At 40.6% G+C, this 25,583-nt stretch carries 18 protein-coding genes; 6 read left to right on the forward strand and 12 right to left on the reverse strand.

All coding sequences use genetic code 11. The features are described 5' to 3' along the window. Positions 1 to 250 precede the first annotated feature (250 nt). Positions 251 to 949 (reverse strand): hypothetical protein, encoded by a 699-nt coding sequence (locus tag IPM71_02270; GenBank protein QQS51572.1) that lies wholly within the window; start codon positions 947 to 949, stop codon positions 251 to 253. A gap of 502 nt (positions 950 to 1,451) precedes the next feature. Between IPM71_02270 and IPM71_02275 the strand changes: the two genes are divergently transcribed. The 4 genes from IPM71_02275 to IPM71_02290 all read left to right on the forward strand — a co-directional run bounded on the left by IPM71_02275 (position 1,452) and on the right by IPM71_02290 (position 3,869). Then, positions 1,452 to 1,994, forward strand: coding sequence for a transposase (locus IPM71_02275; GenBank protein QQS51573.1), 543 nt, complete (start codon positions 1,452 to 1,454; stop codon positions 1,992 to 1,994). A gap of 338 nt (positions 1,995 to 2,332) precedes the next feature. Further along, positions 2,333 to 2,737, forward strand: coding sequence for a hypothetical protein (locus IPM71_02280; protein ID QQS51574.1), 405 nt, complete (start codon positions 2,333 to 2,335; stop codon positions 2,735 to 2,737). Positions 2,738 to 3,400: 663 nt separating this feature from the next. After that, positions 3,401 to 3,541, forward strand: a complete 141-nt coding sequence (locus IPM71_02285) for a DUF4160 domain-containing protein (GenBank protein ID QQS51575.1) — start codon at positions 3,401 to 3,403, stop codon at positions 3,539 to 3,541. Positions 3,542 to 3,617: 76 nt separating this feature from the next. Then, positions 3,618 to 3,869 (forward strand): DUF2442 domain-containing protein, encoded by a 252-nt coding sequence (locus IPM71_02290; GenBank protein ID QQS51576.1) that lies wholly within the window; start codon positions 3,618 to 3,620, stop codon positions 3,867 to 3,869. 593 nt (positions 3,870 to 4,462) lie between these two features. On the opposite strand, the gene IPM71_02295 is transcribed toward IPM71_02290, so the two are convergent. The 4 genes from IPM71_02295 to IPM71_02310 all read right to left on the reverse strand — a co-directional run bounded on the left by IPM71_02295 (position 4,463) and on the right by IPM71_02310 (position 11,566). Continuing rightward, positions 4,463 to 5,191 carry a DUF2807 domain-containing protein gene (locus IPM71_02295; GenBank protein ID QQS51577.1) on the reverse strand — a complete coding sequence of 243 codons (729 nt, stop codon included), beginning with the start codon at positions 5,189 to 5,191 and terminating at the stop codon, positions 4,463 to 4,465. Between the two features lie 88 nt (positions 5,192 to 5,279). Beyond that, positions 5,280 to 9,161, reverse strand: a complete 3,882-nt coding sequence (locus tag IPM71_02300; GenBank protein ID QQS51578.1) for a response regulator — start codon at positions 9,159 to 9,161, stop codon at positions 5,280 to 5,282. A 144-nt stretch (positions 9,162 to 9,305) separates the two neighbouring features. Further along, entirely contained in the window at positions 9,306 to 10,769 is a 1,464-nt protein-coding gene (locus tag IPM71_02305) for an aminotransferase class V-fold PLP-dependent enzyme (protein ID QQS52764.1), read from the reverse strand. Between the two features lie 92 nt (positions 10,770 to 10,861). Then, positions 10,862 to 11,566 (reverse strand): 16S rRNA (uracil(1498)-N(3))-methyltransferase, encoded by a 705-nt coding sequence (locus IPM71_02310; GenBank protein ID QQS51579.1) that lies wholly within the window; start codon positions 11,564 to 11,566, stop codon positions 10,862 to 10,864. A gap of 39 nt (positions 11,567 to 11,605) precedes the next feature. On the opposite strand from IPM71_02310, the gene IPM71_02315 reads away from it, so the two are divergent. Together IPM71_02315 and IPM71_02320 are read left to right on the forward strand one after the other, a co-directional pair. Continuing rightward, on the forward strand, positions 11,606 to 12,097 hold the full coding sequence (locus tag IPM71_02315) for a metallophosphoesterase family protein (protein QQS51580.1): 492 nt from the start codon (positions 11,606 to 11,608) through the stop codon (positions 12,095 to 12,097). A gap of 105 nt (positions 12,098 to 12,202) precedes the next feature. After that, entirely contained in the window at positions 12,203 to 13,336 is a 1,134-nt protein-coding gene (locus tag IPM71_02320; protein ID QQS51581.1) for a glycosyltransferase family 4 protein, read from the forward strand. Here IPM71_02320 and IPM71_02325 read toward each other — a convergent pair. The 7 genes from IPM71_02325 to IPM71_02355 all read right to left on the reverse strand — a co-directional run bounded on the left by IPM71_02325 (position 13,333) and on the right by IPM71_02355 (position 25,514). Then, entirely contained in the window at positions 13,333 to 14,187 is an 855-nt protein-coding gene (locus IPM71_02325; GenBank protein ID QQS51582.1) for a hypothetical protein, read from the reverse strand. The genes IPM71_02320 and IPM71_02325 overlap by 4 nt on opposite strands. Positions 14,188 to 14,190: 3 nt before the next feature. Further along, positions 14,191 to 16,116 (reverse strand): caspase family protein, encoded by a 1,926-nt coding sequence (locus IPM71_02330; GenBank protein QQS51583.1) that lies wholly within the window; start codon positions 16,114 to 16,116, stop codon positions 14,191 to 14,193. A gap of 173 nt (positions 16,117 to 16,289) precedes the next feature. Continuing rightward, positions 16,290 to 17,504 (reverse strand): IS701 family transposase, encoded by a 1,215-nt coding sequence (locus tag IPM71_02335; GenBank protein ID QQS52765.1) that lies wholly within the window; start codon positions 17,502 to 17,504, stop codon positions 16,290 to 16,292. Positions 17,505 to 17,960: 456 nt separating this feature from the next. Then, complete coding sequence (locus tag IPM71_02340) at positions 17,961 to 19,094, reverse strand: BamA/TamA family outer membrane protein (GenBank protein ID QQS51584.1); 1,134 nt, start codon at positions 19,092 to 19,094, stop codon at positions 17,961 to 17,963. 62 nt (positions 19,095 to 19,156) lie between these two features. Beyond that, positions 19,157 to 23,638, reverse strand: a complete 4,482-nt coding sequence (locus tag IPM71_02345; GenBank protein ID QQS51585.1) for a hypothetical protein — start codon at positions 23,636 to 23,638, stop codon at positions 19,157 to 19,159. A 191-nt stretch (positions 23,639 to 23,829) separates the two neighbouring features. Further along, a complete protein-coding gene (gene prmA / locus IPM71_02350; GenBank protein QQS51586.1) occupies positions 23,830 to 24,663 on the reverse strand; it encodes a 50S ribosomal protein L11 methyltransferase in 834 nt (277 codons plus the stop codon). Positions 24,664 to 24,761: 98 nt separating this feature from the next. Next, positions 24,762 to 25,514, reverse strand: a complete 753-nt coding sequence (locus tag IPM71_02355) for a triose-phosphate isomerase (GenBank protein ID QQS51587.1) — start codon at positions 25,512 to 25,514, stop codon at positions 24,762 to 24,764. Positions 25,515 to 25,583: the final 69 nt, after the last annotated feature.

Below are 25,583 nucleotides of genomic sequence, written 5' to 3' on the forward strand. Positions count from 1 at the left end.
GGGTTCTCTCTGTAGGTACTTTTTAAATAGAAATCTCGTGGGTTGAAAGATAATTATTAGGGTTAATGGAATTATTAAAAATGCAAATTTTAACTTGAATAAGTAAAAAGCCCCTACAATTATCGATATTACAATTATGCTGGCTATTAAATAAAAGTTGATGTTTTGCAATCTCTTATTAAACCCTAATATTAATACATATAGCGTGCTTGTAACAATCAATTCTGGTATAATATTATCCATCTCGTAATTAATTAAAAGAATAGGGGTATTGTTCGTTTAGTGGGAGGATTTGTTTTAAAGTAGTTTCTATGACCAATCCGGGGGCTTTCTTTTCAGTTTTTATTAAACCAATACCTTGTCCAAAATATTCTTTTACATCTAAAGTCAGTTCAGATGTGGGGTATGTGAATTGTTCTTTGCATTTTATTATAATACAATTAATCTTCTTACCCTGAAAAGATATTTGTGAGAAACCAGCAAACTCTCGTTTTCGTCTGTAATTAATGGTGGTGTTGTTTAAATTACTTTGGTTACTCACTTGTAAAGAATAACCTTCTCCCTTAGAAGTATTAAAAGAGAATACAATATTTTCTTTTTCATCTATTTTACTTTTCATTGCAATTGGCGAGCCATTATTAGCAGGTTCGTAAAATCTACCATTTAGTAAAACTGAGTTGTCTGAGTGTACAATCTCTTTGCTATCAGAAACAAGATTGTTATTTACAAAATTTTGAGTGTATAAGTATTTTTTATTGCCGGCTATTTCACTTTTAAGTCTTATTGTGAATGAACTAACCTCGTTGTTTGTTTTAACCTCATAAATGTACTCTTTACCACTATTGAGTTCACCAAATGGGAAATAGTAGCTCGATAAATCTTCTATTTTCGGTTTTGAGCAAGAAATTAATGAGGCAACAACAGTTGCAAGTATTACGCCTTTTTTCATTTTAGTTTTATTTTTAAACTTAATTGTTTGTCAAACAGGAGTCCGTGAGTTACACATTAGCTTTAAGCATTTTGCTAAAATATCATTTAAAATGATATTTATAAACTAATTACATGGTTGTTTTATAAAGAATATCACTATTAACCGACTAAACTCGGTGATTTAATATTATTGGCTTATAAGCCCTATAAACAGGGCGTTTAATTTCCCCTTCTGGGCGTAGAATGCCAGAAAAATAGCACTAAGCTTAATTAGAGCAGTTGAAAGCTTCCCCCCTTCTGGGCGTAGAATGCCAGATAAATAGCACTAAGCTTATAGGGCGCTGGGCGTAGTTTTCAGCAACTACGCCCTTTTATCTTTTTTGGGTATTGAAAACAAATAGTTAAGTGTAGTTATTAAAACTACACTTAGGCACTATGGCCAGCATTAGTGCTAAATAATATTTGTAGTTGCTTGGCTGTTACGTATTAAAGAAAAATGTAGAATTCAATATATTTGTTTTATGGGTAATGCATATCAGATAAAAGACCAGGAAGCAACATATTATTTGACATTTCAAGTTGTAGGTTGGGCAGATATCTTTAGCAGGAAAGTATATCGCGATATCATTATTGAAAGTTTTGAATATTGTAGACGAAATAAAGGATTGGAAATATTTGCATATGTTATCATGACAAATCATGTTCACGCTATATTGCGAAGCAAAGAGGGACTATTGTCTGATATAGTTAGAGATTTTAAAAAACACACATCAAAGCAAATACTTGAGGCAGTAAATACAAACAATGAAAGCAGGCGTGAGTGGTTAGAAATGATTTTTAAATACCACGCCAAATTCAATAAACGTGCTGGTGATAGGCAATTATGGACACACGAGAATCATGCTGTGGAGCTTAGTACCAGTGAGATGATTGAATCGAGAATAAATTATATTCATGAAAATCCAGTAAGAGCAGGCTGGGTTGAAAATCCAGAAGATTACTTGTATAGCAGTGCCAGAAATTTTTCTGAGATGACAGGTTTAATCGAAATAGATGAAATATAGGGTTGTAGTTGCAAACTACAACCAGAGAGGGGTTATAAAGTTGTAAATAATACTCTGAAGTCTGCAAAAAGTTGGAGTAATAGGTTTGCTGGTTTTGGGCTTTTGGTTACTGGTACTAATGTTTTAGTTAATCAAGAAATTAGACCATCAGATTACATCAACACAGGGATGGGTGTAATATCATTTACTGGATATGGTTCAATCGGAGCTGGATTATAATATATTGCAGATTTGGGATTCGATGTTTTTACAGGGTTTTCATTAGGTGAAAGAGCAGATCAAAAATGGGACCCACAATATGGTGGAGGAGGTAGTTGGTAAATATTAAATGTAAAACGATGTGCAAATTTTTAAATTTCTTTGATTATGTTTTTTATAGAACATATTCTTTCTTACAAAAAAGGAATGATGATATTTCAGATGAAAAAGCAACGAATTTAGTTGCAGTATTACAAGGGTTCATCATAATTGATATTATTATGATTCTAAGATTTATTTTTGAATTCGAATTTCCTATGCAAAATTATAATAAATGGTTATGGAGTCTTCCGCTTTTATTAGTTGTAGGAATTTTGAATCATTTGCGTTACAAATCGAGTTTAAAAAATGACAATTATAAAATATTTCATGATTTATGGAAAAATGAAGAACCCGGGATAAAAAATAGAAATGCTTGGCTAATAATGTTATACATATTCCTTACAATTGTTGGCATTCCTTTACTATATGTTATTTTCACATAAATTTAATCCCCCTTCTGGGCGTAGAATGCCCAAAAAATAGCACTAAGCTTAATTAGAGCACTGGGCGTAGTTTTCATTAACTACGCCCTTTTATCTTTTTTGGGTATTGAAAACAAATAGTTAAGTGTAGTTATTAAAACTACACTTAGGCAGCATTGCCGGCATAAGTGCTAAATAATATTTGTAGTTGCTTGTTCCCCTAGCTGGCGCGAGCTTGTAGCTCGTGCCGATGTAGCATAGATAATAATAAAAAACCCCTTCTGGGCGTAGAATGCCAGAAAAATAGCACTAAGCTTAATTAGAGCACTGGGCGTAGTTTTCAGCAACTACGCCCTTTTATCTTTTTTTAGCTATTGAAAACAAATATTTAAGTGTAGTTGTCAAAACTACCCTTAGGCACCAGAATTAATTATATTCATGAAAATCCAGTAAGAGTAGGCTGGGTTGAAAATCCAGAAGATTATTTGTATAGTAGTGCCAGGAATTTTTCTGAGATGACAGGTTTAATCGAAATAGATGAAATATAGGGTTGTAGTTGCAAACTACAACCAGAGAAAGGCCTAATGAGCAACTTAAGTGCCTTAGTCATATTTGTATTAAATTTCTAAATTCAAAAAGTAGTTTTTGTAGTATCTTTGAAGTAAAATAGTTTACTTTATCACTATGCCTGAAGTTTTTCGAGAATTTGGTTTTGTTTTCTTTTTTTATGCGAATGAAGGAAACGAACCTATGCATATTCATGTAAGAAAGGCAGGAGGTTTTGCTAAATACTGGATAGAACCCATTGAATTGGAATTTTCATAGGGTATGAAGGTGAATGATTTAAAAAACGCAGAACAACTCATTCTATCTCATTTAGAATTTATTAAATCAAAATGGCATGAAGTACATGGTAACTGAACTGATGTTTACTGCCACCAACGCATGGTTTGAGAATGGCATGATATGTATTAAAATGTCAGATGATAAGGAAATACGGTTTCCTGTTGAAAAAAATACGAAACTTCGCAATGCTGCAGACTCTCAAAGAAACAATATAGAAATTATTTGTTCCGGCACAGGGCTAAATTGGCCCGATTTAGACGAAGACCTATCGCTGATTGGAATTTTAGAAGGGAAATTCGGTTACTAAATTCCACAACTGGCGCAAGGTACTAAATAAGAAAAAGGCATTGGCCCCTAGCTGGCGCGAGCTTGTAGCTCGTGCCGGTGTAGCATAGATATTATTAAAAAACTGGCACAACTGCTGGTTTTTTATTTTTATATGAGTTTAGGAAGTCCGAGCTGCAAGCTCGAACTAGCGTTTAATTATTGCTGGCCCCTTCAGGGCGTAGAATGCCAAAAAAATAGTAATAAGCTTAATTAGAGCACTGGGCGTAGTTTTCAGCAACTACGCCCTTTTATCTTTTTTGGGTATTGAAAACAAATAGTTAAGTGTAGTTATCAAAACTACACTTGGGCACCAGAATTAATTATATTCATGAAAATCCAGTAAGAGCAGGCTGGGTTGAAAATCCAGAAGATTACTTGTATAGTAGTGCCAGGAATTTTTCTGAGATGACAGGTTTAATCGAAATAGATGAAATATAGGGTTGTAGTTGCAAACTACAACCAGAGAGGGCGTTTAATTACAGTTGTTAGATTAAAATGAACACGCGTTACGCAAATGCTAAACGCGCGCTAGTAAAAGAGTGTATGGAGGGCGAAACGCAATAACAAAACAAATTACTCCAATAGAAAAACATTTCCGGTACCATTCCCTTTCTTTATCACCTCTGTAGGATTTCCTTTGCAGTAAATGTTTCCCACACCCTGAAAATCCAGTTCCAACTTATCGATCACATTGAGTTCGATGTTGCCTGTGCCCTGATGGGAAATTTCAAGGTTTCGGACAATAAATTCAAAGGCATGGATGTCGCCCAGCATGATATTGTGGATGTAAGCTTTATCTGCCCTGCCTTTTAGCAGAATTTCTCCTACTCCGTCAGAATTCAGCAGAAAATGCTCCAACTCTAAATTCAGCGATAAAACCCCGGTATTCTCCTTGGTGACCAATAACTCATCCTGAACAAGAGTATCTGTGATGTAAAGAGCTGTTACACCATTGAGTAAAATAGCATCGACCGAAGGTGCAGTCACATACACATTGAGCACCGTGGCCTGAAAGTTATCTTTAGTATTGGTAAATATTTTTAAGGATTCCCCTTCGCTTAGTACCGAAACAATCTCGTGCAGGTTATCGTCGGTTTTTACTTCCACAGCATATTTCTCGCCCTGTTGAAAATAAACTGTAAGTACACCATCGATGTTTAGTTGATTAAAGCTTTCGACTTTGTAAGAGCGGGTTGTAACCTTACCATTGCCATTGAGGTCTTTTTCAGTTTCGCAGCTCGGAAAAATTGATAGAGTAAGCAGGATCAACAAGATATTTCTAAAGCCATAGTAAGAATTCATACCAAGTATTTTTCTTTAACGACAGGAAATAAGCCGATAAGTTGCACTATTGTCAGGCGATTAAGAAAACAAGGGATGGAAGGATGCACTAGACAGAAGGCATGAATTTGGCAATCATAGCCAGAAGGTCTTCACTTTTAATGGGCTTGGCGATATAATCGTCAAATCCTGCTTTACGAAATTCGAGTTCTTCTTCAGGTCGGGCAAATGCTGTTTGCGCAATGATAATCTGATTTGGAAACATCTCCTTAATACGCCGGGTAGCTTCCATGCCATCCATCACTGGCATTTTTATGTCCATGAGTATTATGTCATAACTGCTTACTGCATTCATTCTAAGCGCTTCTTCACCATCGCAAGCCCAATCGACTTTTACACCTTTTTTCTTAAGAATCCCATACAGGTAATTATAATTGGTCTCTTCATCTTCAGCAACAAGAATGCGCAAGGCCGCATAATCGGCATCGGAAACTTCCTTTATGGGCTGAATGTCTTTTATTTGTATATCAAAATCTTCATCGGTAATTGGCAAAGCAAGGTGAAATGAAGATCCTTTCCCGGCAGAGGAACTAACCCAAAGCCTTCCGTTTAGCATTTTGGCAAGGCGATTTGAAATGGTAAGGCCGAGTCCGGCACCACGGTAAAGCTTTTTGCCTGTTTCTTCGGCCTTACGGAAACGATTGAAAATAAGATGCAGGTTCTCATGCGAAATGCCTATACCACTATCCGTAACACTAAAAATGATTTCATTTTGTTCATGCTTCACCTCCAGCACAATGCTACCGTGATCTGTGAATTTGAATGCATTGTCGAGAAGGTTGTTCATGATCTGTTTTAACCTGATCTCATCGCTGTGAATAAAAATATCCTGGGCTGGTAATTGATTTTTCAGTTCGAAAACGATTTCAGCTTTCTTGCCTAACTGAAGATGCTTCCAGTTAAAATACAGCTCGTTGGCAAAAGTATTCACTTCGAAAACAGCCGTCTTAACCCTCAATTGATTGGCTTCTATTTTAGAAAGGTCGAGGATATCGTCGATAAGTATAAGAAGAGAGTCGCTGTTAGTATTCACCTGCTGGATATATTCCTGCCTTTCTTTGGCGGTAAGGGTATCGTCAGCCAGAAGCGAAGCAAAACCTACAATGGCATTCATGGGTGTCCGTATCTCATGGCTCATGTTCGAAAGAAAAGCCATTTTCAACTGTTCTGATTCTTCGGCTTTCAATTTGGCTTGCTCTAATTCTACCGTACGTTCCTTTACAATCGATTCGAGGTTATTCCTGTGTTCTGCGAGTTCAATATTCTGATGTTCAATTCTTCGGTAACTGCCTTCAAGTTTCTGGTTAGCCTCCACTAAATTGTGCTGCTGAGCGATCAGTTCTTCACTTTGCTTGTTTATTTCAGTATTTTGTTGTTCGAGCACCCGGTTAAGCATGCGTAATTCTTTCGTTCGCTCCTCTACGGTCGATTTGAGTAACTCGCCCTGAATACGTAACGACCGAACCCGAAAACGATAAATACTTAACAGAATAAGTACCACAGAAAGGATCAGTAAGAACCGAAAAAAAGGTGTCTGGTAAAAAGGCGGGGCAATGTATACCGAAACCGATACACTTGCTTCGGCAGGCATGCCCTGACGGTTTAAGCCCCGTACTTCGAACTGGTATTCGCCCGGATCGAGGTTGGTATATTTAGCCAGGCGGCGGGTCCCAGACTTGACCCACTCTTTATCAAAACCTTTTAATCGGAATTCGTAGGTGTTGTATTCCGGCACCGTATAATCGAGCATTGCAAAGGCGAACGAAATGGTAGACTGGCTATGCTTAAGCTCAATCCGTTGGGTATACATCAGGCTTTTTTCCTGTGGCGACTCTTGTCCTCCAGGAACCATCTCTACATCGAAGATAAAAAAACGTGTAAGTACGATCTTACCTACCTTGTTTCCTTCTTCTATCTCATGGGGATAAAAGGCATTGTAACCATTTACACCTCCAAAGCAAAGCATGCCATCTCTTGTTTTAAAAGAGGAGTGCAGGTTATACTCATAAGCCTGCAAGCCATCGAAAGGGGCAAAGTTTTCAAGATCCATCAGGCTGGTTTCGAAAATATTCAAACGCGACAAACCATTGTTGGTCCCTATCCAGATATTTCCGTCAGCATCTTCAAGAATGGACTGAATGGTATTTCCAGGCAGACCATCGGCTATGGTATAAGAATAAAAACTTTTTGTTTCGGCATTAAAAAGATTGAGGCCTCCATCAAGTGTTCCGGCCAAGATGCGTTTCTTTGAGTCTTCAAAAATAACTCTGATTTCGTTGCTGCTCAGTTTCGACAGTGTGTCTTTACGGAAAGACTCAAAAGATCCTTCCTGGCTGGCTGGCATCCGCAATATACCTTCGTGATAGGTGCCTATCCAAAGGTTTTCGTCAGAATCCAACCATAGGCAGCTCAGAAAATCATCGGTAATGGAATTGGGCTCATTGTTTGATGCGGTATACCATTTTACCTGATTAGTCTTTAAGTCTATTTTATTTAACCCGCCACCCAAGGTAGCAAGCCAAATTGTGTTTTCGTCCTTACTCAGGACAATATCCCACACATCGTTGTTGTTTAAAGAAGCTGAACCATTGTTGGTGGTATACGCTCGTACAATTCCAGAATAATAATTGTAAACTAAAAGCCCATTCCGGTAGGTTCCGATATAAATATTTCCTTTGCTATCGGCTTTCAGGCTGGTAATCACTTTTGGTTTTGCCAACTTAGGGTTATCAATAAGGCGATGATTACCAGTAACTGGATCGTACACATTGATTCCTCCCCCGTCTGTTCCAATCCAGAGCCGACCAGCCGGGTCTTCACAAAAAGAAAGAATAGCATTGTTATTCAACTCACCTTCCGACCCAAAACTACGAATGTGATTAAAACTCTGTTTGTGCCAGCTGGTATAGGAAATACCTCCATTGTAAGTGCCAATCCACAGGTTCATCTCTTCGTCGCGAAAAATAGAATAGATAATGTTGGAATTAATGGCATAAATATTTCCCAGGTGAGGAGTGTAATAACTTATTTTCTGTGTTGACGGATTGTAAATGTTGACACCACCCCCCCCGGTACCTATCCAAAGATTTCCTTCGCGGTCCTCCATAAAACGACGCACAATAGGGTGATTCAGATGATAGGAATCTGCCTTTCCGTGCTTTAATTGAAAGAATTCGCCAGTTTGGCTATCCATGCGATAGGCACCGGACTCATAGGTGCCAAACCAGTAGTTCTGATTTTTGTCCTGATACACATCAAGCACGTTTTCATGAGCAAGAAATCGCTCTATTCTAAGGCTTTCCCCTTTCGATGTTGTTTTATCCTTGAAAATTCTACAAACACCTTCATTATAAGCAATAAGCCAAAGGACTCCATCGTTGGTTTTTTGCAAGCGGGCATCTGTAAGACTTGAAATCGGGTTACCCTTCTCGTCGTATATTAAAACTGATGAAAATACCAGTGTTTGCTTATCGAAATAAAATAATCCCTTGTCGAAAGTAGAAACCAATAATTCATCTGCATAAGAAACAATGCCTGTAATGTTAAACTGGCTGTTGGTTTTTGAATTGTTGTGCAGCGTATAACTTTCGAAACTATTAGATTCAGGAATATACCTGCTTAAACCGCCTTGAGAAGTGCCTATCCAGAGCACCTTGTTTTCGTCTTCGAACAATACATTAATCCGCCCCAGTGCAACGGACTTTGGATCGTTTTCGATATGATAAAATATTTCAAACTCGTATCCATTCCATCGGTTTAGTCCATTATTGGTGCCAAACCAAAACAAACCCTGATGGTCTTTTAAAATACAATTTACGGTACTTTGCGACAATCCCTGCTCATGCGTGAGATGGTAAAACTTCAACTCGGGATTAGACCAGAGAGCTACCTGAAAACAAACCAAGAATGCGAATACAAATGAAAACTTCATGCGATTAAACCTGAAAAACAAACTCCAATATACTAATAATGAATGAAATTTAACGCAAATGAAAGGATACAAATCCTTCTTTCAGAATACCATGGTGGCAACAGTCATTTTTAAGAAATATAATTATTTCTTTTTTGACTTGGTTTAAACATTGCTAAACCAGCTGTTTATTTGATTGTCATCGAATTTCTCCGACTTATGAAAGTACTCGTTTTTGGTAGCATCGTAAAAATAATCCTTCATCAGAGTGCAAGCCTGTTCTGCCACTTCCTTGATGGCTTCAAGAATATAACTAATTTCGGCATTGGTCATTACCGGATGGAATGATACCCTTACCCAGCCAGGTTTAAGCGACAAATCGCCGTGACTGATTTGGGAAGTAATTGCTTTCGAGGTATCGATATCTACATGCAGCAGAAAATGTCCATAGGTTCCGGCGCACGAACAACCGCCGCGGGTTTGAATGCCATACTTATCGTTCAGGTACTTGACTACAAAATTGTAGTGCACTTTGTCGATGTAAAAAGAAAAAATACTGAGCCTATCCCTGATATTTTCGGCCAGAATATGCAGATTTGGTATACCCGTCAAGGCTCCCCAAACCATCTCGTTGATTTCTTTTTCTCTGCGGCGTATATTCTCTACGCCCATTTGTTCTTTCAGGCGAATAGCCAGGGCTACTTTAATGGTTTGTAAAAAGGCAGGAGTTCCTCCATCTTCTCGCTGTTCGATATCATCCACATACTGGTGATCGCCCCAGGGGTTAGTCCACTCTACGGTACCACCTCCCGGACAATCGGGCACTTTGTTTTTGTACAAACTACGGTCGAACACTAAAATACCTGTTCCACCCGGACCACCTAACATTTTATGAGGCGAAAAGAAAATGGCATCGAGTTTCTGTCCTGGATTTTCAGGATGCATGTCGATATCGATGTAGGGAGCCGAAGCAGCAAAATCGACAAAGCACAGACCCTGATGCTGGTGCATTATTTCGGCTATCTGGTAATATGGGGTTGCCACCCCGGTTACATTGGAATAGGATGTTACAGCGGCTATCTTGGTTCGCCTGCGGTAATAACGGTGCAAAATTTTATGCAGCGCGTCGAGGTCTACCAAACCTTCGCGGTCTGAAGGTATCACCACCACATCGCCAAGTGTTTCAATCCACGAGGTTTGGTTCGAATGGTGCTCCATGTGGGTCACCAATATCAGGGGCCTGTCTTCGGGCTTGATGTGTAACATACGTTGGTATCGCTCATGGATGCGAAGTCCAAGCATGCGCTGGAGTTTATTCACTACGCCGGTCATACCCGAGTTAGACGAAATAATTACGTCATCGGGGCCAGCATTGACATGTTTTTTGATGTACTGCAGTGCAAAATGATACGCATCGGTCATACGCTTGCCAGTTACCGTAGTGCCGGTATGCGTATTCCCAATAAAGGGCCCAATATCCTGCAGCAGTCGCTGTTCAATGGGTGCATACAATCGTCCGCTGGCTGTCCAGTCGGCATACACAATCTTTTTTTCGCCATAAGGGGTGGTATACCTGGCATCGATGCCAACCACCTGGTTTCTGAAAGTTGAAAAGTATTCTTCTAGCATGCCGAAAATTAATTGCGAGGGCTGAAGCAGCCAATGATTTTCTCCCATACATATAAAATCATCTTTAATAATATCTTAAAGGAAAATAATCCTTATTGATGAATAAGACTAAAAGCCGAACAAACAAAAACCCCTGCCGTTTCGGTACGCAACCTTTCCTGCCCGAGACTTACAGGAACATAACCTGCTGCCGTGGCAAAACCAGCCTCTTCGGGCGAAAAATCGCCTTCGGGACCAATCAGCACCAGCGATTCGGAATTGGGAACCAGTAACTTCCTGAAATTTTGTTTAAAACCCTCCTGGCAATGGGCAATGTATTTTTTCGAGAGTTGATTCCGGCTTTTCACAAAAGTATCAAATGATACCTGAGGGTGAAGGAGAGGTTTATAGGCCTTAATGGACTGCTTCATGGCAGCAACAATCACTCTTTCCAACCTGTCGGCATTGATTGTTTTCCGTTCGCTACGGGAGCAAATCAAGGGTGTAATTTCGTCGATACCTATTTCGGTAGCCTTTTCGAGAAACCACTCAAAACGATCGATGTTTTTAGTAGGTGCCATGGCTACATGCAAGCTGTAGTTACGTTTGTTATAATCTGCAAACCTTTCCACTACCCTGAGCATACATCCACGGGGATTGGCATCGGCCAACTCTGCTTTGCATAATTCACCGCCACCTTGGGTAAGGTAAACAGTATTGCCTGCTTGCATGCGCAAAACCCGAATACAATGCTTCGATTCTTCTTCGCTTAGCTTGTAGGTTTCGCCAATTGTTCCGGGGGTATAAAAAAGTTGCATAAGAAATGTAATTTTGAACAAATTTAACAAAACAAGCCATTGAAACGAATTGGAATTCTTTCCGACACGCATGGACATCTGGACGAACCTATTTTCAGGCATTTTGAGGCTTGCGACGAGATATGGCATGCGGGAGACATTGGTAACCTGCTTACCTTCGAAAAGCTTGAAAAATTCAAGCCGCTGCGTGCGGTGTTTGGCAACATCGATGGTCATGAAATCAGGCAGTGCTGTGCTGAATTAAACCGGTTTAAGCTTGAGGATGCTGATGTACTTATCAAGCACATTGTGGGTTACCCGGGGCGGTACGATGCCTCGATGAAAGATGTGTTAGTTCAAAATCCTCCAAAATTGCTGATTGCCGGTCACTCGCACATTTTAAAGGTCATGTACGACAAGAAGCACCAACTCCTTTTTATCAATCCTGGTGCAGCAGGCATAAGTGGTTTTCATAAGGTACGTACGCTTATCCGGCTTTCCATCGAAGAGGGTCAGTTTAAAGACCTCGAGGTAATTGAGATACAAAAATAGAGTGTGTTGTCGTACAATACCTTTGCAGAAACTAGAAAACGGTATGCCCTTGTCAGTACCACTTGTTTTTAATATGTTTGAAACCTGAAAATTAAATTTTTTGCCATGGCTAAGCTTGCATTTTTTATCACTACTACCGGATGGGGCGGACTCGAAATGAATGTTCTAAAAATGGCTTTAGGCATGCAGGACAAAGGCTATGAGGTTAGTCTTATTACCGGCAATAATTCAAGGCTAGGCACAGAAGCAGAAGGCAAGCTGGCTTCTCTCATCAAAATTCCGATTCCCCGTAAATATTTCGATTTTACAGCGGCGAAAAAAATTGCCGGTATTTTAAAAGCCAATCAAATAGAAAGCCTTATTGTAAACGACAACCGCGACATCGATGTCATCTCGTGGACTAAACGCCTGTTCTTTCCCAAATTAAAGGTGATTTACCACCAGCAAATGCAAATTGGAATTAATAAACGTGACTTTCTGCACACTTTCCGGTTTAATAGCATCAATTATTGGATTAGTCCGCTTAACTGGCTAAAAGAGGAAATCGGGAAAAATACTCGTTACCCACTCGATCGGGTGAAAATTATTCCGCTTTGTGCCGATGTGGAACGTTACACAAACAGAAAATACACGAAAAGCGAAGCGCTTGCAAAATTGCAACTCGAACCAAAAGTAACTCTCATTGGAATTATCGGCCGCATATCGCCAAAAAAAGGACAGGGATTTGTAATTAAGGCTATCGAAAGCCTTCTCAAAAAGAATGTAGCAGTGGAGTTACTTGTTTTTGGTTCGGCCACCATCAACGATGCCGAATGCCAGGCCTATGAGCGGGAGATTAAACAATACGTGCTTGAAAATAAACTATCTGAAAAAATACACTTCCGTGAATTCTCGGCCGATACCGAGTCTTTCTACAATGCGGTGGATATCTTCACCATTGCTTCAGAAAGCGAAACTTTCGGCATGGTAACCATCGAGGCTATGTTGTCGGAATTGCCCATTATCGCAGCCGACACCGGAGGTTCACCTGAAATCCTGAACCATGGCGAATTGGGCAGATTGTACCGATACGATCAAATCGATAGTTTTTGTGAACAGGTAGAATGGATACTTCAGCACCCTGATAAAATAAAAACTATGTCTGCCAATGCCAAACAAAAGGCCATTGTCGAATACTCCCATTTAAACGAGATGAGCCGTTTGGCAGAAGTAGTGGAACTTGCAAGGGTCAATAATTAATTTGAATCTAGACTATTAATAGTTATTTCGAAGTGTGCAGCACCCCAATTTAGCTTTCGCTGCCGGAATGTACCCTTGCTAATAGAATTGCCTCCAGTAACCAATTCCAGAAGGTCGTGGGCATACTCCCAATCGTTCACCGAGGTAACCAACAGCACATAATTCTCCATCTTCAGCTCACTACCCGAAAAAAGTGCCATTTGGTTGGCATCGGGGAACTGAAAAGTCTCATTGGCCGATATGGCGTTCGAGGTATATTCCTTATCGGGTGGGTAACGCAATGCATAATTCTGTGTATCGATCTTTTCGAAAATCCACAGATAGCCATTCCCGCTTGAGCTAACGCTTATATTCACCTGGCTTTCCGGCAATATCACGGGTGAATTATTCTGCACTGTCACAAACATTTGCCCATCAAATATACGGGGAACAGAAATAATTTCATCTTCGCTCTTCTCAATTGAAAAATTCCCTGTCCAAAGGGTATTGCTATCGATCTGTAATGAGATTCGATAAGAACCAGGATCGGTCTTTACTTTTGTTGAGATGTCAGAATATCGATAATCGGCTATTATTTTATAGTCTCCGTCCGACAAATGTGACAACGTGAATAGCCCTTGCTCCCTAACAAACATTTCATCTGTGGCAACCCTTACGCTTCCTTTTCCTGTAAAAAGCTGGTTTATTTCGGTTAGATTGGTTACCATAAAAGCGATTAAAGCACCAATGGCTGTAAGCACAGATAGGAGCCTTTGCGTTTTTAAAGATTTTACTTCTGCAGCAAGCTGCTGCTTTTTCAGTTCATCCATATCGGATAAGCCTCCACTGACTTTTTGTTCATTCTTCTTCATAAGCTATTCAAATATCATTTCGCCTGAACCCGATATCCGGCCTAGCATAGGCGTTTGTTTGGCTCCAGTATAATTGGCTACATTATATTGCACATACACCAGCAACTCGGTTAAGGTAATAATACCATCTTTCGTATAATCAGCCGTCTGATTTGTAAGTCCCATTATCAGAAAATAGGTAAACACGCTTTGTTCAATTGTATGGTACATTTTTGCCACCTGGTCATTCATGCCGGCGGTGAGGATATGCGTACCTTCTTTGGTGGCAACCGTTTTGATTGCACCACCAGTAGCACTTTTATCAATTACGCCAAGTCCTGAAAAACAAGCATCGAGTATTAGCAATACGTGTTTGGTATTATTCTTTGAACCCTCAATTAATTCTTCGATTGCTGATATGGAAAGGCAGTCATCGGGTTTCATCTGAGAACAATCGGAGGTTACCAGATATCCTTTCGATGGATTGATGTTATCTACGATGCCATGTGAGGAAATATAAATTACAACACGGTCATTTTTTCCGGCAGACGAGAGTGTTTTTCGAATAGCAGCGAGAATATCGGAACGACTATCAGAAGATGGTTTTTCTATACTAAACTTCTGAGCCCTCAGTGTTTTCTCCAGGTTGCTTATATCGTTTTTGGTGTATGGCAATGCCCCCAGCGTAGGATCTGAAAAGGTTTCTACGCCAATTAAAAGGGCTACACTCTTATCGTACACATTGGCAATTACCTCAGCAGAGGAGGCAGACACTCTTCTGATATCGCCCTTATCGATATATTCCACGCCTGGTTCAGCTATGGGAGCGACATAGGCTTCTGGGGAAGCTACCATCGGGGTGCTTAAAAAGAAATTGTACTGTACCACAGGGGTTGTTTTTATTTCCTGATTTTCCAGGTAGCGGCACTCAAGCATAAACTGATGGCTTCCGGCCGGAATAAAAAAATAGCTTACCTCCAACTCAGATGTCCATGGCGACCAGTCATTGTCGATGGGAAATAGTTTGTATCGAAACAAAATATCCTTTCTGCCCTCCATATTTCTTGCAAACCACGATAATGCTAGGGGTTTAGGACTTACCCCACCCTGAAACTGTCCGTTTCCGGCAGGCATCTCATTATTTACTCTTAAGTATACTTTTAAACTATTGTCAGTATCTATTGTATTGGAATGAATATTAAACATACAAAGAGTGGCAAAGGAATAAGAATATTGAGTAGCATGTGTTTCTATTTCTTTAATGGCTTGCTGATTGAGCTGTATGTTTATATCGCTGAGTTTAACGCCTAACACAAAAGGCCTAAACAAACCAATGCGGTTATACTCCAGCCGAAAAGTGCCGGTTCGCGAGGGTAAGATCAATTCCATTTCGTGATTAAATTGATAGTCGATCCTGGCTTCTTTATAATCCCTGGCTAACTTAATGGCATAGTATGGAGGTACTTTCAAGTGCTTAAGTGTATTCCCGTCAGGATCTATCCTTCCATCAGGATTTTGGATTTGCAAAGAGTGCTGAAATTGTTTTATAGCTTCGATGAGGCTTTGGCTTACCTCGGCATCCTGAGGCCCCTTGTAATAAGACAAGGCACTTAGCGCACTTTGAATGGTTAACACATCTTTCTTATTGTTTACGGCATTCAAACCTACACTCGCGTCAATAGCTACTATCTGGGTAATCCGAAAAACATAATACTCAAATTCATCTTCGGTACCTGAATAAGAATAATCGTGGGCATTAAACCCAAGTAATACTTTTTCGCCAGGTAAAAATGAACTTCCGCAAGGGTAACCATTCATGCTAAAGGTCGAAGGGTCAATATCAATGCCACCTGCCAGTATGGAGGCAGCAAGAAGTAAAGAAAACAATAAAATTGTGGTTCGATTCCTGACTTTCAGAAACAGATCGTTGATTTGGGGGAATGATTGCATAGGATGTAAAGGTTTGTTGAGGTAAACGAAATTTAATCAATATTTCATCCTAATAAAATTAGTTTATAAGGTATGATGCAACACCCAGGTTGCTGATTTCATAATAAATGTGTGTTGCATTTGCAAAACATGGGTGTTTCATAATCGATTGTATTAATTCTACTTTAACAGATTTACAATTTTGAATATGAGTAATTTATATCACGCTGTCGTTTTAAATGCCGGTCATAAATTCTATCAATCATTTGTTCTTCGGTCATCTGTTTATAAAGTTTAAAAGTGATAAATTCTTTAATATCACGAGCCGATAGTAAAGGTAAATCATCAAAGCAATGCAATTTTTCTTTTAAAATAAATGACGAGACCAAAAAGTTTAATGCAACCTGGTGTTGCCATGCAAGCCATTTTCGTGTCTGAAACTGGTCTAGCCCGAGTATCTGTTTTGATTCTTTTATGCAATGTTCTACAAAGTACCGTTGTGCTTGCATATAGGCTATAGCTTTCTTAGTGTATTGTTCAAGATTAGCATTGGTAAAAGAATATTTTATTTCGTCCTTGCCTTCTTTGGTTTTCGTTTTACGGATAACCAGTAACCTTTGCTCTACTTGCATTTTACTGTTATTGATTATCCAAAGCTTTATAAAATGATAGTCAGCTACAAGAACTCCTTTGGCTGTATTACGAACACTAATACGCTGCCAATTTTCGTCATTTAAAGTCTGTAAATATTTTGATACACTTAATTCGTCTGTAGTTGCTTTTAATTTCTTGGGTTCACGACCCTTATTGCTTTTTCGCTCGGGAATAGCCAAGTCAGGACGTTCCAAATATATTTTTTGGTCTTTATGGATATCCAGCATGTACAGATAACCAAGCAAATCTATGCTGCTGGCAAAATCCACATCGTTACCATAATAACCATCGCCTCCAATAAAATCGAAGATGATGCCATTGGTTACTTGCTGGCGAATAATTTCTAATGCCAGTTCGAGCTTAGTTTTAAATGTTCGGTGCTTTACAGGAACGCCTGCTTTTTCGCATCTTGTCTTGTCGTCACACCAAGCCTTGGGAAGGTATAGTCGGGCATCAACCATTGATGCAAAATCCCCATTACTTAAACAAGCAAATACCGCAACCTGACTATTTGATAGTTTCCCTACATTCCCACAATATTGATGTCCAACGCCTACGCTATGGTCGCCTTTTTTTACCCAACCACTTTCATCAATAATCAATCCTGTAAGTTTTCTTTTGGGTAAAACCTGGCTTACTTCCTGGGCTACTTGATTTATCAAAACTCGATGATCCCAGTTAGACTCAGTTATAAAGTGCTGCATTTGATGGTAGTTAGCTCCCAAATCTTCGCTTATTCTTTCAATATTGCGCATCTGACTTTGTATTATTCCTAATGAATATTGCTGTGCTTTGTCAAAGAACTTCTTTGTTGAATTACAAAATACATGCTGATAATCATTAAGGTGAACACTAACTCGCTCTATTACAGAGGTCAGTGTTTTCCATATCGATTATTATTTTTACGTTGTATTAAACATTTTTCGGAACGATAAGCCTGTTTTTCTGTGCATTGAAGATACTGAATTTCCTTGAAATATCAATGTTTACAAGGGTTTTGTTTAATCTGTTAAAGTAGAATTAAGTAATTGATCATAATACTGCTATGAGGGTTAAAGAAGAATCCTCTTTATTTGTAGCGATACAGTCCCCTCGGCTTTTTTTCAAAGTTAAGCAATCATTGTATCGATGTCAATGCCAGGGTTAAGTGTAAAAGGTAGTTTTGTTGCTCCTTTTTTATTGTAATGGCAAAACGCAAGCAAATCGAATATCTACCTTAACCATGCATTTCCAAAGACAATATACACCGCAAAATCGTCCTGGCTCATAGCCACATCTACACCCATTTTAGCACCCAATTTCCGCATAAGTAAATAGCGGAATCCCATTCCAAGGGTATGCACGCTTTTCCCATTTTCAAATTCACTGTAACTTGAAAAAGCATTCCCCATGCCTGTAAAACCTACCAGATCCCATCTTTTGTAGAAATTCCAGTTTACCTCTGTTTCGAAAAGTGTTACGGCATTGTCCTGGTATTTCATCAAAGGTGCACCGCGCAGTTGCACAAAAGGGCGTGCCCAGAAAGGCACATCGCCCAGAGCATACAAACTCCCATAGCGCATTCCTACCATCAATTTTTCCGATGTTGGAAAATATCCAAGAATATCAGTTCCAAGCCGACCATAGATTCCTTCACCTCCAAACCAGGGATCGCTGTAGGTAGTTGTGAAATTGATAAAGAACCCCTTCTTTGGGGAAAAAACATTGTTACGCGAATCGTAATTGAGTATGATTGAGGCTTCACTTAGTGTTGAACTGAACTCTAAACCATTAAACTCAGACAGGCTCAAGGAATCGCCCAAGGTGTTGTCGGTCGAAAAAAAAATATACTTGCCCCCGGCAAAAAAATCAGAGTTGCCTATTCTGCCCTTTAACTGCTGGAACACCAACCATGAATTGAGATTTAAATTAATCGATTCGTCTTTTAATATTTCCAATCTTCCTGAACCATAATACCCCAGGTTGGCATCAATTTTCGCAATTGCCCCCATGTAGCGGAGCCTGTCTTGTTTCCAATAGCCAATATGAAAAAGACCAAAGCCCCATGTTCCATTTTCGGTTACTGCGCCAAGAATACCAGACATGGAGGGTGGTCCTTGCTTTTCGGTGTAAGACGAATGGAAGAATACAGCCGCACCAGCCACACCATACCCCATAGCCGGCTCAGTAATAATCGAGGGTATTATCAATAAGCCTTTTTTCTGTACGAGCCAATCGCTCATATCGATAGCATGATCGAGGCTGTCGCGATAGGAAGATACTTTTTTTGCAGGTTCCTGGCCTAGGATAGGAATGCTAGCTACAAGAAACACTGAACATATCGCAAATATTATACTTCTTCTCATTGGTAGATGGTAAACCACTTTCTCAGTTTGTAAGCAATCATATTAAATCTGAAAAAAGAAAATTACTTTTCACCATTTCTTTCTTCAAGCACTTCCTGCCAGCGCATGTAAAAATTATCCTTTTTCCGGTCGGTCGAAATTAAAATATTATAAGGGGTTGCGCCCCGTGGTGTTTTCATTTTCCGGTCCTTCTCTTTCATGTTCATAATAGTCTCGACATAGGTACGGTTATGCGACAGGGTTTGCATGACCCCCCGGGTATAACCAAAATAATAGTAATTGCGCCGGTCGAGCTGAAGGTAAAGGTCCATAATATCGCCACTGCGTACAATGCGCAATTCAAAAAAACCATCCACTTTCTTATTGACCTGGATGCCATTGATACTTCCTATGCCAATTTTCCCTACCGACTGATAGGAATTTGTGTTGTCGTTCCAAACCAGGTTCAGGTCATTCAACAAAATGGTGTGCTTTAATTCGTTTGGTAAGAATTTCACAGTTCCAAACAGATTTAACTCATCCTGTATCTGTTTGGCCTTCTCCTCTCCTACCCATGCATTGGTCGATTTAACTATTAATGGACTGCTGAGGTTTACTGCATCGAGGTTAGGAAAACTGTCAATCTCAGTACCCATCAGGTTAATCATCGATTCATCTATAAAAAAATCGATGCCCATTACCAGGTTGATTTCGGTTTTTTGCTCGTCGAGCTCGTGGCTGATGCTGCCATAATTGGTCAATTGCACCATGCCCAAGTCGTTTCCAAGCTTTACTTTTCCTTCGCCATACAGTTCACAACGCTCGCGGTGAAAACTAAGATAGTCTTCGCTCAGGCTAAAATCGCTGATTTTTTCTTTTGAGCCAATTTTATACATCTCCCGGGCTTTGTCGTAATAGAGGTAGCCTTGGGGTTGAATAAGAGGGTTATCGCTGTACGATTTTCGGGCCGACAAAAATGCCGGGTACATGTGTACAGAATCGTAATACACCAAAAATGAATTAAAAAGCTTGGTGCCGTTTACATCGACAGGAGCAGCATCGACAGGAATATAAATACTGTTCGGATCGATAGTCGATTCGAAGGCAAGCCAGGCTGTTTTGAGCTTGTCGCAGCCATGTTCAATGTTCACTGCTCCATCGAAGGTAAGCAGTGAATCGTTGGCAAAAAGCCGCACTTTTCCCTGATACTGATACACGGGGCTAAGTCTGAAATTGGCTACCTCAAAAATTTCGCCGGTAGCAATGGTGCGATGGTTAGTGTCGGATTTTACTTCGCTGAAATGAATAATCTGCACGTCGCCGTTCTCATCGACATAATTGTAGTTGGCCAGTCCTGAGTATTTTTTTCGACCCGCCACCGAAATGGTAGCCGTATGCAAGCGATGGTATTGTGTGCTGCTGTCTGCTTTTAGCCAGGCATTTTCAAGGGTACGTAACCTGTAATCGGGATTTACTGTTAACAGGCCATCTTTTGGATAAATTCTGGCATCGGCCACTTCGATAAATTTTACCCCCGTGGCATTGATCAGGTTATTCTGGTAATCGTAATAGGCCAGCGGAGATACAAAATTGAGTGAATCTTGCTTTGGGTCGGTAGAAATAAACCGGGGCCCTTCAGGTTCGGCATCTTCCAGGGTATAATCCGGTATTGTGGGAGTGGCTTGCGAACCCATCGCCAATTCCTTTTTCGCCATATCCCAAATAAAATAATCGATGTAGCTGATGTACCTGTTCTCTGGGAAGGTTACAAGCGAATAACCGTCGTTCGACCTGAACCAACCTTTCTGCTGACGAAAATCGATCCGGCTGTCAACATTCTCAGTTAATACGGTAAACCCTTCCTTTTGAAGCGATTTAAGGTAAAAATCGCTGGTGTCGGCCAGAATCTCTTCCGATTTATAGCTAAACCAATCCGAAAATAGATCAGAACTTCTTAGTTCCATTTTCCCCCAACCGGAAAGACCGGTAGGTTCAAGCTGAAGATCGCCCACGAGAAAAGTGGAGTCGTTAAACATTTTAAAGTTTTCGGTGGTTTTAGAAACCCACATCACATCCTGGTATGGTTTCCAACGGATATTGTTATTCAACGACGATGTCTGAGGATATTCGGTAGCAGTGGTTTGCTTTACAATTTCGTAGCGCTGGGCAAGGGCCAGCATAGAATCGGGGAAAAAAATAAAATCGTCTGACCAGGAAGTAGAGGTAAGGTAATTCACTGTTCCATTTCCCTTCAAACCCTGGTTCGATAGCCAGATCTGGTTGGTGAAAGTTCCCTTTCCACCATAAAGCGGCAAACCTTCTGCCGGGGTCTGATGCTGAAATCCCAGCGAATTGTCGGCCTGTAACACCAATTTTTGGCGAATGGCAGGAAGGATACCAGCCGAAACAAACTCACCTTCAAATATCATCGACGAGGCCGTCAGGTTAGCCAAAGAATCCAAAACAAAGGGGTCGACAGCAAAATAAAAATCGTTGGCATCGTACACACCCTCGTAGATCGAAGGTGCATCGAAATACACATACGACTTTTCGCGACTTCTGAAAATAGGGTATTCGGGATAATCTACCCGGCCCGATTTGTTATCCGATTGATCAATTAAAAGCTCCCCGGTAAGCCCGTTTATCATCGAATTGATAGTGCTTTCCACAGCAAACCCAAAATTATCGATGGTATCGGTCTTGTAATCAAGTTTTACAGCATCCACCAATTGCAGGTTGATTTTAAACGAATCGTAATCGAAAAAGAGGTTGCTGCCGGTAAAGGTTATCAATCCGGCTTCAATGGTCCCGTCGAACTGGAAATTACGGTTCTCCTTCATAATAATCCGGGCATTTTTCGGAAAAATTGTCACTCTTTGCGAATCACTTACTTGTATGCGAGGTATCCCGTTAATCATCAGGTCATAAGTGCGTAAATCGAAAATGGCATTTTCTACTGGCGATTCAACCGTGGAGTTGAATTTAATCACATCGTAATCGATCTTGTTCACACTGGCAGCGATGTAATCGTGAAGGCGGGGTTTGATGGTTACCATGCCTGTATGGATCTCATAATAGACAAATCCGCCATACGACATGCGCATCACCAGGTGCTTCACCTGTTCGACCGACATGCGCAAATAATCGGCATAATCGTCGACCAGAAAAGTTTCGCTGTTAATTTTGCGCGAAAAACTCCTTATGGACAAAAGTGGATGTTCCTCGTCCATCAGTTGCATGTCGAGGTAGCGGTTGTAATTGAAAAAATTGACCGATTCAAAGGAAGCTTTTCCTACGGTGGACCCCCTTGGGGCAGTAAAGCGCATATAATTCTCGTCGATGCGCCACACCAACTGGTCGAAGTTCATCTCCACACGGTGATAAGAGTTGGAATAGGGCCCCTGCGAGGTGAAGTTATCGGTTTTGAGAAGAATTACTTCCCGGTTTTCTGTGCGAAAATCAAAAAATAAGTCGGGATGAAAAATTGAGTCTTTCTTTAATTTTATATTGATGCTGGTGCGCTCGCTCACAATCCGGTCCGATTTAAATCCAAAATACAACGAAGCACATTCCACCACCAGGGTATCGTTTCGATAAAGATGAATACGGGCCGGATTAATGCTGGTGCCCGTGCCTACCATTTTTGAACCCTGCATCGACAAGCCTCCTTCATAATTCACGCCTTTGTAAATATTCTTTATGTTGAAGGATTTGGTATAGGAATAAAACTTCGGAAAGGTAGCCTGCTCTGGCGAGGCAATGCGTTTAACCTGATCGTTGAGGGTACCTTCGATGGGAGTTTTAAAATAGTTGGTATTGGTAAAGCTTACATTCTCAGCAGTATATTCCGACTTGGTTAAGTCGATGGTGTATTGTTTTATAGTTGCCGACACTTCTTCGGGAGTAAATCCACCACGCTCCCAGGTTACCAAACCGCCCTGCCCCTGCCATTCATTTGCCAGAGGGTTTACTCTTCCTTTGGTTTTGTACAATACTATGCTGTCGGTGCGAGTAAAACAGGTAAGATCCGTGGCCTTGAATTCAACAAATATGGCTTCCTCTTCGATTAATATCTGATAATCGTCCGAACTGGCTTTCCATTCTGTGGAACTTGATTTATAAATAGAATTATTCTGAAGCAGGTTGATAGAAAAACTCAGGTAAGATTGAATGCGTGTCGGCAAGGTCTTGCGGTTGTCGAGCAACAAATCCATGCTGTTTACCCAGTTGGTATAGTTGCTTTGTTTCAGGGTGCTGTTTTTAATGGCCAGCATACAATCCATGTACAAAATAAAATGCGGAAAAGGTCGGGCTTTGCGTTCAAGCATCTTCTGACTATGCCTCACTATGTTCGATTGTTCGGCGTAACTAAACAAGCTGTCAACCTGCCACGCCTTTAGAAATGCTTCAAGCGTAGGTTTGTCCTGGTCTGAAATGTTCTTCAGAAATTCCTTCAGCTCACTAGGGTAATTCGCCGGATCGCCGCTAAACTTCGGGTTCTGCCTCGAGAGAAAGGAAAAACCCACTAAAAACACAAAGGCAAGAGCAATAAATAGGTAGCGCATGTATCTGGGCTTATTCAGTTATCGTGTGAAAATACTGATAATTGCCGAAAGACGAAAACTGAATTCTAACAAACAGACAAGTAACAAATTAAACCAGCTGAATTAAAGGCTAGAAAAAATTGAGTGATGAATGCGGAGATTATATAAACCGTGAGAGCAACGGTTTCCGACCTGCTCCATCCGAAAGGCGCTTATTTTACAAACTCCAGCATCTGCCAGTTGCCCATCGACTGGTGGTTGACAGGCGTGAGGCCCAAATCGACAAAAGTGGCTTCGATTATTTCCACATCTTCTGCCAGAAAACCACTTACAAACAATTGCCCGCAATCGTTCAGCGCCCTCACATAATTGGCCGATTGCTCAATTAATATGTTGCGGTTGATATTGGCCAGTATGGTATCAAACTCTTTTACCGGAATAACTTCCGCACCACCAGGAATAACTTCCACTTTAACAGCATTGACCGCTATATTCTCCAGAGCATTTTCATAGGCCCATTTATCGTTGTCGATAGCAACTACTTCTTTGGCCCCGCGCATAGCTGCAAGAATAGCCAGCACTGCAGTTCCGCAACCCATATCGAGCACTCTTTTACCGACAAGATCCATATTTAAAATGGCAGAGAGCATCAGGCTGGTGGTTTCGTGGTGCCCGGTGCCAAAAGCCATTTTGGGCGAAAGTGTAATCACGTATTCCATGTTCCGGAACTGCTCGTGAAAAGGTGCCCTGATGGCACAACGGTGGTCTACTATTACCGGCTTGAAATTTTTCTCCCACTCTTCGTTCCAGTTCTTTTCCTCCACTGGTTCTTCGTGAACAATTTTGGCATGCAGGGTATCTTTTACCCCGGCAAGTGATAATTCGAGCATATCTCGGTCGTATTGTAGAGAAGAAATATAGCCCACAGCACCTGTGGTTGTTTCGGTTATGCCCTCGAAACCCAGAGAATCGAGAATGGCCACAAGTATCTCCTGCTTTTCTCCGTTGGGTTCGCTGATTTCTATATTAATGGCTGTGTATTTCATAGTTTAAAAGTTACGAAATTATTGGCATAAACGAGCTGATTTAAACCAAAAAAAAACGGCCGGAATTCCGACCGCCTTTTAATCTATTTCGATGGAAATTAGAATGCATTGACAATGCCTAAAAACTCATCGGCTTTAAGAGATGCACCACCAATCAGGCCACCGTCCACATCGGCATTGGCAAATAATTCGGGAGCATTGGAGGCTTTGCAGCTTCCGCCATAGAGTATCGAGGTGTCGTTGGCAACAGCCGCACCATATTGTGCGCTGATGGCTTCGCGAAGGGCTTTGTGCATTTCCTGGGCTTGTTCTGAGCTTGCAGTCTTGCCTGTGCCAATGGCCCAAATAGGTTCATAGGCAATCACAATCTTCCTGAAATCGGCTTCAGACAATTGAAAAACAGTTTCTTTCAACTGATTGATTACATAAGCGTTTTGCTTGCCGCTTTCGCGAATATCCAATGCTTCGCCACAGCAATAAATGGGGGTTAAGCCATTGGCAAGGGCTAAGGCAACTTTTTTATTCAAAATGGCGCTGGTTTCGCCATAATACTCACGTCGTTCGCTATGTCCCAGTATTACATAAGCTGCTCCGACAGATTTTATCATCTGGGCCGATACTTCTCCGGTATAAGCACCCGATGCTTCGGCGGCACAGTTTTGTGCCGATACGGCCACATTTTTAGTAAATTTTACTACCTCGGTAAGGTGTGTAAAGGGAGTACCCAACACTACCACTACATTTTTATCGCCCTTTTCGGTATAAAGCTTTTCTACTTCGGTGGCAAGTTGAATACCTTCTTGCAGGGTGGTATTGCATTTCCAATTTCCGGCTACAATTTTTTTTCTCATTTTTTATCAGGTGTTGTATGATTAATTTCAGGCTTGCGAAATTACAGCCGAATGAGTTAGAAAGCAAAT

The sequence above is a fragment of the Bacteroidota bacterium genome (assembly GCA_016699695.1).
GTDB lineage: Bacteria > Bacteroidota > Bacteroidia > Bacteroidales > UBA10428 > UBA10428.